Genomic DNA, 13,598 nt, shown 5'->3' with positions numbered 1-13,598 from the left:
CATTATGTCTCCCATCAACACAAACTTCTCGTCAACGGTAATCCGAGAAGCTGCGAACACCTTTGGTACGCCGCTGTATCTCTACGATGAGGCGGCGATTCGCCACGCTTTTTTAGCCTGGCATGAGGCGCCCTCGCATCACTCAGTACTGACTTGTTATGCGGTCAAAGCTAACTCTAATATTGCGGTACTTCAGCTGCTAAGCCGTTTAGGCGCTGGCTTTGATATTGTTTCCCAAGGTGAACTTGAACGCGTGCTTCACGCCGGCGGACTACCCGAACGCATTGTTTTCTCAGGAGTAGGCAAATCAACCGCGGCCATCGCTAGAGCACTAGAAGTAGGCATTAAATGCTTCAATGTAGAGTCGATTCGTGAGCTAGAACACATCAACAGTGTGGCCGCTGAGCGCGGCTTAAGCGCCAAGGTTTCATTGCGTGTAAACCCGGACGTAGACGCCAATACCCACCCTTATATTTCCACTGGCTTAAAGTCCAATAAATTTGGTATTAGTCACGAGGAGGCGGTTAGCGCCTATCGCTATGCAAGCTCGTTAGCGCACTTAGACGTAGTGGGTATAGACTGCCACATTGGATCACAAATTACCGAGCTAGAGCCATTTTTAGCCTCCTTGGATAGACTCCTTGAGCTAATTGACCAACTCGCTGAGGATGGCATTCACCTTAGACACTTGGATTTGGGCGGTGGATTAGGCATCTGCTACACCGACGAGCAAGTGCCATCGGCGCAGAGCTATATTGCCGCGGTCAGCGAAAAGCTAGGAAGCCGATCATTAGAGCTGGTGTTTGAGCCAGGAAGATCCATCGTGGCCAATGCCGGAATTTTGATTACCGAGGTTATCCTGAGCAAAGAAAACACCGGTAAACATTTCGCCATTGTCGACGCCGCCATGAATGATTTAATGCGCCCGGCGCTTTACCAAGGCCATCACCATATTGATGTGGTTGCCGGCCCTCGCATTTTGGCTGCAACAGAGCAAAGCTGGGATATCGTTGGACCCGTTTGTGAAACCGGCGATTTTTTGGGGCTAAATCGACAGCTGAGCATTGCCGAACGAGATTTACTTGTAATTCATTCGGCAGGTGCTTATGGTTTTACCATGTCAAGCAACTACAACAGCCGCCCTAGGTGTGCCGAAGTTCTGTTGCGCAAAGATCAGCTCGTTGAAATACGTAGCCGCGAAGTGATCACGGATCTCTTTGCCCACGAGCAACTATTGGCGGAGTAAGTATGCTATTGAAATTTACCAAGATGCACGGCCTTGGCAACGACTTCATCGTTGTCGACGCAGTGAGCCAACGAGTGCGCCTAACTAACCAACAAATTGCTCAACTTGGTGACCGTCACTTTGGCATCGGCTGCGACCAGCTACTCATCGTGGAAGCCCCAACTCGTCCCGAGATGGACTTTAAGTATCGAATATTTAATGGCGACGGCTCAGAAGTTGAGCACTGCGGTAATGGCGCACGCTGCTTCGCCAAGTTTGTTCGCGACCAACGCCTAATTCACCGTGACACCATCCACGTAGAAACGAAGTCTCGTGATCTAACCCTCCACATTCGGGACGACGGTCAGATTCGCGTTGATATGGGCGCGCCGTCATTCGAGCCTACGGAGCTAAAGTTTGATCGGGACAAAGCGGACGTCTACTCACTCAAAGCCGGCGATAGACACTTCAAGGTTTCCGCTGTCTCAATGGGCAATCCGCACATCGTGACGCGAGTCAGCCAAGCCGAACGCTACCCGGTAGAAAAATATGGGCGATTACTCACTAAGCATCGCGCCTTCGCCGAAGGCGTGAATGTCAGCTTCGCAGAATTCGTTGACCGTAACACCGTGCGTTTAAGAGTCTACGAGCGCGGCGCTGGCGAAACGCTTGCCTGCGGAACGGGTGCCTGTGCCACTGCGGTAACAGCAATTCGTAATGACTGGTGCGACACAAAGGTGAATTTATTGCTAAAAGGTGGCACACTCGAAGTTGAGTGGGACGGTCAGGATGGCTCTGTATTCATGACTGGACCAGCAACTACCGTATTTAGTGGGCAAATAAGAATATGACCATCGAAAAGGTCGAGGATTCACCGTTAACTCCCGAAGCCGTGCGCAATTACTTGCGCAGTAATCCAGAGTTTTTTATCGAAAACTCGGAGCTATTGAATACCTTGAAGGTGCCCCATCAAAGTGGCGGCGCTATTTCTTTACTCGAACATCAAGTCCATGTGCTCCGAGACCGAAACAAAGAGTTTCATACCCGCTTAGATCGCTTACTTGAACACGCCCGTGATAATGATCACAAGTTCCAACAAACCCGTCGTTTTGTCCTTAGTGCGCTGGAGTCACAAGACCTCGCTGAACTCAGTGACGCCGTAGAGCGGAGCCTTTACGATGACTTCGGGGTAGAAGCCTGCTCTCTGATTCTGTTTTCTGAGACGCCCATTGATGGTTGTCGTGCCGAGCGAGTTATCGATGCTAACCGATACATTGGCACCATCCTTACCAGTCAAAAGGCGATCTGCGGCGAGTTTCCCGCCAACGAGATGAACTGGCTATTCCAGCGCAATGGTATTCGCTCGGCGGCAATTGCGCCGTTACAGCAGCTGCAGTTACTCGGCGTATTAGCCGTTGGGCATAGTGACGCCAACTTCTACCGCAGTGGTATGGGAACCCTGTTCCTAAATTACGTGAGTGAAGTACTACAGCGACTCATTCCCGACTTAGCGAATCGCGGTGCATAGCGCCGTTGCTCGTTGGCTTGAGCACCTGACGGTTGAGCGTCGTCTCAGCTCGCACACCGTTCAAAGTTATCGCCGAGATATCCAACGCTTCGTTGATGACAGTGCCTCACCGTTAACAGAAAGCCTCTCCGTAAGCGCCCTGCGTACGCAAATTGCCACGATGTCGAAGTCCGGTCTTGCGACCCGCTCCATTTCGCGGGCACTTTCGAGTTTACAAACCTTCGTAAAGTGGGCTCGCCAGCACAATGAGCTACCGGAGGAATTTGCACTGCCAGCGCTGAAGCGTCCCAAACAAGCTAAGCCCCTGCCTAAAGTTCTCGACGTGGACGCCACTGTTGCGGCGGTTGTGGTCAAGGGCGATGAGGATGCCGACCTCCGCGATAGAGCACTGCTGGAATTATTGTACAGTAGTGGCCTTCGCCTGGCAGAACTCGCCAGTTTAAACGTTAGTGATCTCGACCTCGGGCAACAGCAAGTGAGGGTGATGGGTAAGGGCGCTAAGGAGCGAATCATCCCCATCGGTGCACACGCCAAACAGGCGCTGATACGTTGGCTTGAACGTCTTCAGCTCACACCTTCCTCGGCGCTATTTATCAACCTTAAGTCGAACGCTAGGTTAAGCCATCGCGGCATCCAGTATATTGTCAACAAACGTGGTCAACAGGCTGGGCTCGATGTTCGACTACACCCCCATCTTTTGCGCCACGCGTTTGCCTCACACCTCCTTGAAGGCTCCGGAGATCTGCGCGCCGTTCAGGAGCTTTTGGGGCACGAAAACATCAGTACAACTCAGGTCTATACTCACTTAAACTTTCAACATTTAACCGCGGTGTACGATAAAGCACATCCGAGGGCCAAGAAGAAATGAATAGCATTAAACTCGTCGCCTTTGACCTCGACGATACTCTATGGGATGGCGCAGCAGTGCTCGCTCACGCCGAAACAAAGACCTTCGAGTGGATGCAAACGCACCACCCCGACGTGGCGAGCTGCTGGTCTATTGAGTCGCTCAAGTCGCTACGCAAATCGATGATTAGCCCACAACTCGATTACGCCTTGCAACTCACCGAATCTCGGCAACGGAGCTTCGCTTCAGCGGCCGCGCAAGTGGGTTACAATCAAGGCGATGCAACCGATTTTGCCGCCATGGCGATTGAGGTGTTTTTGCAGGCCCGCAGCGAGGTCGAGCTGTTTTCGGGGGTGGAGGAGCTATTAAACGATCTGTCCACTTCCTTCACGCTAGCGAGTATCAGCAACGGCAATTGCCGTGTTCATACTACGCCTATTGGCAAATATTTTGACCTGAGCGTTAGCGCTGAAGAAATCGGCGCGGCAAAGCCGGATAGTGGCATGTTAAGTCACTGTCAACAATCCCTTAACTTAAGCCCTAGCGAATGCATTTTAGTGGGCGACAGTGATTTTTATGATGGACAAGCAGCACGCGCGGCGGGGTGGCACTTCATTCATTATGATGTAAACGGCTTGCCACTAGAGCGAACCATCAACAACTTGGCGCAATTACCCGAGGCCATCGGGACATTTTGTCATTCAGACGAAACCCGTTGATACCACACCCGCGTACTCGAGCTAGCTTATTCGGCCATGGGCTCGAGTGCCGCGAATGTCAACGAGATAACTATCCTAGATTGGTCTACTACCGTAGTTAGAGGCTGGCTTTCGTGGTGGGTCTGCCATGAGGTTTTTCTCAACTTCGACAATCTCGCCACCACTTTGGAGAAATTTAGCAACGTCGTCACTCAGCTGATCTCGCACCGAGCGGTTAGATGTCATAGTGCGAAGTTCACCGCCACCATCATATGTTGCATCATTAGCGCTTTTATCTTCAGTAACCTTTGACTTCTTTTTAGCCATCAGAGACTCCTTTATTTAGCAAATTACTCAACCGTCTCTATTAAAATGGTTGCTTATTCCATAATTTGCCAATTTTTTTTCAAAAAAGTCCCACCAGAAACAGACTAATCAGCGCAGGCTCGCCGATTCACACCACTCAACCACGGCGTTGAAGTCACCGCGAAACTCCACTTCACCCTCGCGCTTACTCTGCTGCCAGTTGTACATAGGGTCATAGTATTCGGTCAAAATCGTAGCGATCCACGCGCGGTGCTCGGACGGGTCACGACTCAACTCATAGGCATCAAAGGCCGCCTCAATTTGCGTTTGCAACTCACTATGTCTTAGCCCACCTAAGCGCTTTTTGATCCGTGCAAACTGCGCCAGAACTCGCTCTCGGTATGGCGTGACATAATCTTCACCGTAACAAGCCTGATAATCACTGACGCGATCAACCACATAATCTCTCAACAAACGATCAATTCGTTCATCTTCAGTGGCCACAATTTCCACTCGGGGATAGTGCTGCATAGCCTGTTGAAGCGTTGCCGGGACGCAGCATTTACCAATAAGCCGACCCTCATCTTCCAGCCAGTAGCGAACATCGACTTCACGCTGTAATAACTTAAGTGATACCGCGTTCTCAAAGCTTGTCTGTGCCGGTTGCTCGGCAATACCCTGACCGAATACCGAACCCTTATGGCGTGCAAGACCCTCTAGATCGATAGCATGCGACAATTTGAGTAGTACATCTGTTTTTCCAGAACCTGTTGCTCCACTCACTACCGCTAGGTTGGCGGTGGGCGTTTCTTCCATTTGCTGCAAAAGGACATGGCGCAGCGCTTTATAGCCGCCCTCAACGCGAGGGACCGAATGGCCCAGCGAGGAAAGAGCTGCTTGAGTCAGCCTTGAGCGAAGTCCTCCGCGCCAGCAATAGAGCACGCCTTGCGGATTCTCCTTGGCCCATAGGTCCCATGCCGCCATCCGCTGCGCCTTGATCTCACCCGATATCAGTTGATCGCCAAGCGCCAGCGCCGCCTCTTCGCCCTGTTGCTTATAGCAGGTACCCACCTGGGCTCGTTGCGCATCGTCCAGCAGCGCGATATTGGTGGAATTGGGCAATGCCGACACCGCCACTTCCCCGGGCGACCGAAGATCGAGTAACGGCGTCCCCGCGCGAAGCAGCGCAGGCAGGTCCTTCATGACCGCAAAATCCTTCATATACCCGCCTCGCTAGCGTTAACATTGAGTTGAAGACGTTGCTGAGTTTGTAGAGCCAAATAAATCGCGGCGATCGCTCGCCCCTCACTAAAGTCTTCGCAGGCTAAAAGTTGGTCTAGCTCGGCAATTGGCCAGGCAACAACCTCTAACGGCTCAGGCTCATCACCTTCAAGCGAAGCAGGGTAAAGATCCCAACAGAGATAGCAGTCAATAGCATATTGCATATATCCAGGAGCCAAAGTCATCCGCTTTAAGTGCTTCAGCTTTCGCGCATCAACGCCTACTTCCTCGCGAAGTTCACGGTGCACCGCGTCTTCCGATGACTCACCTTCATCTACAGCGCCTTTAGGCAGCGAGAGCTGATAACTGTTTGTTCCCGCGCTATACTCTCTGATTAGCAGCAGCTTATCGTCGGCGGTGATGGGGACCATCATCACTGCAGGCGGCCCACCCGAGGTGATGAGCCGTTCATAGGTTCGCTTCGTACCATTTGAAAACTCGAGCTCAAGCTGCTCTACCGAAAATAGCGTTGACTGAGCAACTCGCTGTCGAGCTAAAATTTTTGGCGCTGATGGCATATCACAAACCTTTGTAGTGGATAACCTATGATACCCGACTGGGACAAGATCGACACCGTTTTACTGGACATGGACGGCACCTTACTCGACCTAAGCTTCGATATGTATTTTTGGGGACAGTTAATCCCCGAAGCCTACGCTGACAAGCATGGCATAAGCTTCGAGGACGCTTACCGCCATCTAGAGCCCATCTTCATGGGCGAGCAGGGTAATCTAGCCTGGTACTGTTTAGATTATTGGACCAATGCGTTGGATATGCCAGTCGCGGAAATGAAGCGGGCCGTGAAAGATCGCATTGGCGAACGCCCCGGCACACAGGCATTCCTCTCTTGGCTCAAAGAACAAGGTAAAACCATCGTGATGGCAACCAACGCTCATCGTGAAACGCTGTCAATTAAGCTGGCCGAAGTGGACATTGAGCACTACTTTGATGCGCTGGTGAGCTCCCACGACTTCGGCCATCCCAAAGAAGACCAAGCGTTCTGGGAAGCCCTCATCAAACAGCAAGGCTTTAACCGGGAGCGTACACTTTTCGTGGATGACTCCTTCGCCGTACTCACTTCGGCCGAGCAATTCGGAATTGGCCACCTATTGTGTATCACCCAACCATCTAGTGAGCATCCGGCTCGAGACGTCACTCAATGGCCGGCCGTGAATTATCTCGACGAGGCGCTGCCAAATGGGTAGCCCATTAACTGCGGTACGCGCAGACAAATGGTTGTGGTCGGTGCGGCTTTTCAAGACCCGCTCACTAGCAAAGTCAGCGATTGAGAGCGGTAAGGTGCTAGTAGGGGGTCAGCGTATCAAACCAAGCAGAGACCTACACCTGGGCGACGAACTGAAGGTCACCTTAGGTTATGACGATCGGATCATTATCGTTCGAGGTCTTATTGAAAAGCGGGTTGGCGCGCCTATTGCTGCCGAGCAATATGAAGAAACAGAAGCTAGTATCAAAGCAAGAGAGAAGGCGGCGGAGCTTCGTAAAGCGCATCGCGGCGCGGATATCTTGAGCGAGCACCGGCCAACCAAGAAACAGCGCCGTCAAATTCATCGCTTTAAACGAATTGATACGGCCGATGGTTGAGTTTTGTAAGATCGACCCCATTTAAGGGCTAAGCCCCAAGACTAGGTAACGCAACTATGAGCACCCAAGACCAAATTCAACGTTTTTTGTTTGATGAGGCGGACATTCGCGGCCAATTCGTGCAAATAGACGATGCCCTAAACGCCGCCCTCAAGAGCCACTCGTACCCAGAACCAATCAAAGCACTCTTAGCTGAGTTCCTGTGTGCAACGGCAATCCTTTCAACCACGCTCAAGTTTGAGGGGGTGGTAACGCTTCAGGTGCGTTCGAATGGCCCACTCAAGACCATTATGGCTGAGTGTAGCAATCACACTGACCTGCGTTGTATCGCACAATATGATGAAGCGGCTGACCCAGCGGTATTTGATCAACCGCTAAGTGAACTACTCAATGACAGCGCGCTGACTATCACCATTGACCCAACCGTTGGCAATCGCTATCAGGGAATTGTTGCCTTTGAGAAGGAAGATTTGGCTGGTGCGCTAGCCGATTACTTTGAGCAGTCAGAACAACTACGTACGAAATACTGGATGCATTACGGCAATAATCGCGCCGCTGCATTGATGTTGCAGATCCTTCCCGGTGAAAATGTACTACCAAAAGATGACAACGAAGCCTTTTTTGACCGTTTGAGTGTTTTCGGCGATACCGTCACTACCAACGAGGCAACGCAGTTGGAAGCAAGCGAACTTCTACACCGTTTATTCCACGAAGAGCAGGTCAGTATTTATGACCCCCGCGCGGTCCGTTTTAAGTGTACCTGTTCATTCGAAAAGATCGCCCGAGCATTAAGCTCTGTCCCTAGAGCCGAGATAGAACAGGCGATTGACGAAGAGGGCGGCGCCATTGATGTGGATTGTCAGTTCTGCCGAGAGCGTTATCAATTTGATCGAAACAGCTTAGATTTCGTATACGAAAAGAGCGAACAACAGCTTCACTAAACACTAGAAAACGGGCCTCGAAAGAGGCCTTTTTTATCCCTATACAGCCCGCCAAAAACAACCCTGAAAGCCGCATAAAACCTGTAGTTTTACTACAAAATTGGTGAAAAAAAATACTGTTTTCAGGTAGCGCTTTAGCTACAATAATCGTTGTGAAAAAAACGTTCCCCGCCGTCCATCGAGCACACTTTTTGTACTCGATTTTTCGTATAGGAAGCAGCGTTTTTCACTGGCAGTATCGCTGCCCTAACACTCCACACGTTTTTCGCCAAGGGCGACTAGGAATTTACATGACACAAATGATTGATACCCAAAAGGCTCACATCGATCTTACATCGGCTCAATTCATTCAGCACGCTGTTCGTCGTGGTGAGGGTGAGCTCGCAGCCACTGGCGCACTATCGGTAATTACAGGCAAACGCACAGGTCGTTCACCTGCCGATCGTTTTATCGTTGAAGAGCCCTCTACTAAGAGCGCTATCAACTGGGGCCCAGTCAACCGTCCGTTCCCGCAGGACAAATTCAACGCACTCTGGCAGCGCGTTGAGGATTACCTAGTACAGAAGGATGAGTTCTTTGTTTCTAGCCTCCACATTGGCGAGCACGCTGAGCACTACCTGCCAGCAAAAGTCATCACTGAAACGGCGTGGCAAGGTCTCTTCGGCCTAAACATGTTCATTCGCGCCGATGAATTCAACCCAATCAATAAAGAAGAGTGGCAGATCCTTAACGTTGCCTCTTTCCAGTGTGACCCAGAGCGTGACGGCGTTAACTCTGATGGCACGGTTATCATCAACTTCGCACAGCGCAAGGTGCTGCTTGCTGGCATGCGTTACGCCGGTGAGATGAAGAAAGCCATGTTCTCAGTGCAGAACTTCCTGCTTCCTGAGAAGGACGTGATGCCAATGCACTGTGCTGCTAACGTAGGCGAAGAGGGCGACGTGTGCCTATTCTTCGGCCTTTCTGGCACCGGTAAAACCACACTTTCAGCTGATCCCGAGCGTTACCTGATTGGTGATGACGAGCACGGTTGGGGCAAAGGTTCAGTCTTCAACATCGAAGGTGGTTGTTACGCGAAGACCATCAACCTATCGCAGAAGAACGAACCGGTGATCTGGGACGCTATCCGCTTTGGCGCGATCATCGAGAACGTCAAACTCGATGACGCTGGCGTAGCCGATTACGATGACACCTCATTAACAGAGAACGGTCGTTGTTCGTACCCACGCAGCCACGTAGAAATGCGCGCACCAACTAATAACGGTGGTGAGCCAAAGGCGGTAATTTTCCTAACCTGCGATGTATCGGGCGTTCTTCCTCCAGTATCAATGCTGAGTAAAGAAGCCGCTGCCTATCACTTCCTAAGTGGTTACACTGCCCGTGTTGGCTCTACCGAGCTAGGTGCTGCAGCAGGAATTAACCCCGCTTTCTCAACCTGTTTCGGCGCGCCGTTCATGCCACGTCCAGCGGGTGATTATGCTGAGTTGCTTATGAAGCGCATTGAAGACTTCGATTCCCGTGTTTACCTCGTTAACACGGGCTGGACCGGCGGTTCAGGTGCACCAGGTGGTGAAGGCAAGCGCTTCCCAATCCCAGTCACCCGTGCAGTGATTGCAGCCATCCAAAGTGGTGCGCTGGAGAATGTCGCGACAACTCAAATCGACTCGCTAAACCTCACTATCCCGAACGAAGTGCCTGGTGTTGATGGTGTTTACTTGAACCCACGTAATACTTGGAGCGATCAAGCCGCCTATGACGAGCAAGCAAATAAGCTAGCTAAGTTGTTTGTTGAGAACTTCAAGCAGTTCGACGTGAAGGACGAGATTATCGCGGCTGGTCCGAAGGGTTAAACGGTAAAATACGTTATAAAAGAGCGCTCTGGCGCTCTTTTTTTTGCCCGCAAGTTAGCTATTCTGCCTTGGATCATGGCTACGACCTTAAGGTGCAAAGTAGGGCAAAAAAAACCCCAGTTAACTCAGTAGCCTGGGGTTTTCTGAAGCATCAGGCTTGCGGCACTAAGACCGGCCCAACGATAATGCTTCGGCTATCGCTTTACCTCAGCCTCATCATATTCTTCGCTATTTAACCAAGCTCCGGCCTTGGCCTTCGCCTGCTTGGTTCTTGCCAATACAATGTAGAGGCTTGGCGTTAACAGCAAAGTCACCACGGTAGCGCTAAGAACACCAAACGCCAGTGAGACTACCATTGGCTTTAGGAACTGCGCCTGAGGCGAGTGTTCAAAGAGTAGGATAGGAGCCAAACCAACAAAGGTGGTAATGGAGGTTAGGACAATAGGTCGAAAGCGATCAACACCCGCTTGCATAACACTTTCATACAAGTCTCCGCCTTGGCGATAGAGCTGGTTAATTCGGTCCACCAATACCAAGTTATCGTTCACAACAATACCTGCCACTGCCAGGATTCCCAATGCCGAGAACATGGTCATATTAATACCAAAGACAATATGGCCAATAAGCGCTCCAACAAAACCGAAGGGGATAGCCGAGGCAATCAAAAGCGGCTGACTGTAGCTCTTAAATGCAATCGCCATTAGCATTAGGTTGATCAAAATTGCCATGGTAATCAGGCTTACAAAGCTGCTAAAGAACTCTTGCTGTTCACGCATATTACCTGAGCGATCAATAGAAGCCGCTGGATTGGACGCTTGCCACTGCGGAGCATAGTTATCCAAGATATCCTGAACAATGATATTTGGATCGCTGGTGCCTTCCAGCACCTTGGCCGTCACCGTAGCCGCTCGGCGACGATCAATACGCTGAATCATGTTATAACCCGGCACTATCACCGCTTCCGCAACGGAGCTGAACGGCACTTCTGCGCCGGACGGGGTACGGACGAACATGGTATCAAGGGTGTCAACCGTTCGACGTGCTTCCTCTGGGTAGCGAATCATCACTCGGACATCTTCGTTACCGCGTGGGATTCGCTGCGCTTCCTCACCATAGAAACTCTGGCGCACCTGACGGGCTACCGTCCTTAGCGTTAAGCCAAGGTGCTCGGCCTGAGGCTTGAGGCGAATCTCGATTTCATCGCGCGACGCCTCCATCGAGTCTTCGATATCAATCACACCGGGATACGTTGCCAACTGATTGCGAACATTGCGTAACATATTGTCAAACTGCACGGGATCGGTGCCCGAAATATTCACACTGACGTCAGGGGTATCGCCGCCAAAGGAACAATCGAGTCTAAACTCTTTCACCGGTGGCATATCAGTAATACTACGGCGCCATTCATCAGCCAAAGAACAGGTATCTACACTGTAGGTGGGGTCATCAATTTCAATGACGACCACCGAATTATTTCGCCACGACCAACGCATGGTTCTACCTAAGACGTTGTCACCATTCTCATTCAGCACCACGTCAGTGAGTTCCATTCGGTCTAAGCCAGCGCGAATACTGTCCGATACTTCTCGGGTTTGCGAGAAGGGCGCGCCTGACTCAAGTGTTGCTCGCGCAACGAGTGTGTCCGAATTAATTTCGGGGAAGAAGGAGGTACGCACGTAACCAAACGCATAGACCGAGGTCAGTACCAAGAAGGTGATCAAGAAACTCGGAATGGTTACCCGTTTAGCATTGATACTCTTCTTTAGCAGCGGGAGATAAACCTTATTCGCGAAGGTCATCAGGCTTTCAGCGGTGGCATTACGCCATCTACCCACAAACGTTCTAGGGGGTTTCTCAGGCCCAATATGTGCCAAGTGAGCTGGCAGAATAAGCAGAGACTCAATGAGCGAGAAAGTTAGCGTAATGATAACTACCATCGCAATCGGACGCTGGAAGGCCGCACTGTTCCCTGGCAGGAACAACATTGCCGCAAAGAACACCATGGTGGAAAGCACCGCAAAGATGACTGGACCTGCAACACGCGAAGCACCTGCGATAGCACCGGCCGTCCCCTTCATACCTGCTTTCTGCTCCGTGTAGATGGATTCACCACTAATGATGGCATCATCTACTACGATTCCCAGAATCATGAGGTAGGCGAACATCGACACCATGTTGAGCGTGGTATCGGTGATGGGCATGAACCAAATAGCCCCCATAAACGAGACACCAATACCCGCAGCAACCCAGAAGGCTAGGATGGGGCGCAAGAACAGCATCAGAATGATAAATACGAGAATGAGACCTTGGAACGCGTTACTTAAAAGGAGGTTCATTCGGCCTTCGAAAGCTTCTGAACGATCACGCCAGGTCATAATAGTGAGGCCACTCGGCAGCGTCTGTTGCGCCTGCACAACATATTCCTTCACTGCAGCCGTTACCGCAGGTAAATCAGGATCCGCCCCAGTAGCTACTTCAATGGATGCACCTCGGACACCGTCGACGTCAGCGTAGAGGTCAAATTCCTCGAAGCCGTCGGTAACTATGGCGACATCTCGAACTCGAACCATCGTCCCATCGGGTAGCGCTCGGACTACGAGCTCTTCAAAATCAATGGCAGTGTAGGCTTGGCCTCGCGTTTGCACCTGAATGTCACCACTCGCTGATCGAATGGTGCCGGCTGGCAAGTTCAGCGAGGAGCTGCGAACCGCGTTGACGACGTCATCAAAGCTCAATCCAAAACGACGAAGCTGCGCATCAGAAATTTCGATACTCATCTCGTTCGAGCGGATTGCCTCAAGATTCACTTTGCTCACACCAGGAAGCAGCGATAAATCGTCGCGAACTCGCTCTGAATAAAGTTTTAGTGTTTGCTCTGGAACGTCACCTACTACCAGCACGTCAATCACGTCAATGTTAAACGTCATCTCACGAACAAGTGGGCGCTCTGCTTCAACCGGCAAGGTGATGACACTGTCCACTGCACCCTTGACGTCCGCCAGCAAACGCTGAATGTCATAGCCAGCGGTTCCTTCAATTTGTACTCGGCTGCGAGACTGCTGAGAGAATGACTGAATCTCCTTCACACCTTCGACGTTGCTGACCGCATCTTCAAGTCGGCGGGTGACGAGCTCCTCAACCTCTACGGGCCCCGCACCTGGGTAGGAGGTCTCTATCACTACCACATTTAACGGGATAGACGGAAATACCTCTTTGCCAAGCTTTCCGACAGAGAAGAGGCCGCCGACGATGATTAAAATCATCAACAGGTTGGCAGCAACACTATTTTCAGCGAACCAGCGAATAATTGGGCGCATGAC

The 13,598-nt window shown here is 51.2% G+C and carries 13 protein-coding genes; 9 read left to right on the top strand and 4 right to left on the bottom strand.

Features of this window, described 5'->3' with window-relative positions; translation table 11 throughout:
• Window positions 1-4 precede the first annotated feature (4 nt).
• The 5 genes from lysA to DFR27_RS00730 are packed head-to-tail and all read left to right on the top strand — an operon-like array spanning window position 5 to window position 4,319.
• Window positions 5-1,246, top strand: a complete 1,242-nt coding sequence (gene lysA, locus DFR27_RS00750; protein WP_121875548.1) for a diaminopimelate decarboxylase — start codon at window positions 5-7, stop codon at window positions 1,244-1,246.
• A gap of 2 nt (window positions 1,247-1,248) precedes the next feature.
• A complete protein-coding gene (gene dapF / locus DFR27_RS00745; RefSeq protein ID WP_121875547.1) occupies window positions 1,249-2,076 on the top strand; it encodes a diaminopimelate epimerase in 828 nt (275 codons plus the stop codon).
• Window positions 2,073-2,753: a DUF484 family protein gene (locus tag DFR27_RS00740; RefSeq protein WP_121875546.1), complete on the top strand. Its 681-nt coding sequence runs from the start codon at window positions 2,073-2,075 to the stop codon at window positions 2,751-2,753. The genes dapF and DFR27_RS00740 overlap by 4 nt, the downstream gene beginning before the upstream one ends.
• Window positions 2,746-3,621: a tyrosine recombinase XerC gene (locus DFR27_RS00735; RefSeq protein WP_245962579.1), complete on the top strand. Its 876-nt coding sequence runs from the start codon at window positions 2,746-2,748 to the stop codon at window positions 3,619-3,621. Before DFR27_RS00740 ends, DFR27_RS00735 begins: the two co-directional genes overlap by 8 nt.
• On the top strand, window positions 3,618-4,319 hold the full coding sequence (locus DFR27_RS00730; protein WP_121875544.1) for an HAD family hydrolase: 702 nt from the start codon (window positions 3,618-3,620) through the stop codon (window positions 4,317-4,319). Before DFR27_RS00735 ends, DFR27_RS00730 begins: the two co-directional genes overlap by 4 nt.
• A 75-nt stretch (window positions 4,320-4,394) precedes the next feature.
• Here DFR27_RS00730 and DFR27_RS00725 read toward each other — a convergent pair whose 3' ends face one another.
• The 3 genes from DFR27_RS00725 to nudE all read right to left on the bottom strand — a co-directional run bounded on the left by DFR27_RS00725 (window position 4,395) and on the right by nudE (window position 6,403).
• The gene (locus DFR27_RS00725; RefSeq protein ID WP_121875543.1) at window positions 4,395-4,625 is read right to left on the bottom strand and encodes a hypothetical protein; all 231 of its coding nucleotides are present in this window, start codon (window positions 4,623-4,625) and stop codon (window positions 4,395-4,397) included.
• Between the two features lie 108 nt (window positions 4,626-4,733).
• Window positions 4,734-5,825: a tRNA 2-selenouridine(34) synthase MnmH gene (gene mnmH, locus DFR27_RS00720; RefSeq protein WP_121875542.1), complete on the bottom strand. Its 1,092-nt coding sequence runs from the start codon at window positions 5,823-5,825 to the stop codon at window positions 4,734-4,736.
• Complete coding sequence (gene nudE, locus DFR27_RS00715; protein ID WP_121875541.1) at window positions 5,822-6,403, bottom strand: ADP compounds hydrolase NudE; 582 nt, start codon at window positions 6,401-6,403, stop codon at window positions 5,822-5,824. The genes mnmH and nudE overlap by 4 nt, the downstream gene beginning before the upstream one ends.
• 27 nt (window positions 6,404-6,430) lie before the next feature.
• Here nudE and yrfG point away from each other — a divergent pair, with 27 nt between their 5' ends.
• The 4 genes from yrfG (at window position 6,431) to DFR27_RS00695 (ending at window position 10,278) form a co-directional block, all read left to right on the top strand.
• Window positions 6,431-7,090 (top strand): GMP/IMP nucleotidase, encoded by a 660-nt coding sequence (yrfG, locus tag DFR27_RS00710; protein WP_121875540.1) that lies wholly within the window; start codon window positions 6,431-6,433, stop codon window positions 7,088-7,090.
• Complete coding sequence (locus DFR27_RS00705) at window positions 7,083-7,487, top strand: RNA-binding S4 domain-containing protein (RefSeq protein ID WP_121875539.1); 405 nt, start codon at window positions 7,083-7,085, stop codon at window positions 7,485-7,487. Before yrfG ends, DFR27_RS00705 begins: the two co-directional genes overlap by 8 nt.
• Before the next feature lie 56 nt (window positions 7,488-7,543).
• Window positions 7,544-8,428, top strand: a complete 885-nt coding sequence (gene hslO, locus DFR27_RS00700) for an Hsp33 family molecular chaperone HslO (protein ID WP_121875538.1) — start codon at window positions 7,544-7,546, stop codon at window positions 8,426-8,428.
• A gap of 290 nt (window positions 8,429-8,718) precedes the next feature.
• Window positions 8,719-10,278 (top strand): phosphoenolpyruvate carboxykinase, encoded by a 1,560-nt coding sequence (locus DFR27_RS00695; RefSeq protein WP_121875537.1) that lies wholly within the window; start codon window positions 8,719-8,721, stop codon window positions 10,276-10,278.
• Window positions 10,279-10,472: 194 nt separating this feature from the next.
• Here the strand turns inward: DFR27_RS00695 and DFR27_RS00690 are convergent, their stop codons facing one another.
• The gene (locus DFR27_RS00690) at window positions 10,473-13,595 is read right to left on the bottom strand and encodes an efflux RND transporter permease subunit (RefSeq protein WP_121875536.1); all 3,123 of its coding nucleotides are present in this window, start codon (window positions 13,593-13,595) and stop codon (window positions 10,473-10,475) included.
• Window positions 13,596-13,598 lie beyond the last annotated feature (3 nt).

The organism is Umboniibacter marinipuniceus, assembly GCF_003688415.1.
Taxonomy (GTDB): domain Bacteria; phylum Pseudomonadota; class Gammaproteobacteria; order Pseudomonadales; family DSM-25080; genus Umboniibacter; species Umboniibacter marinipuniceus.
The sequence above is the reverse complement of the archived record's forward strand: the minus strand, read 5'-3'. Positions and strand labels throughout refer to the sequence as shown.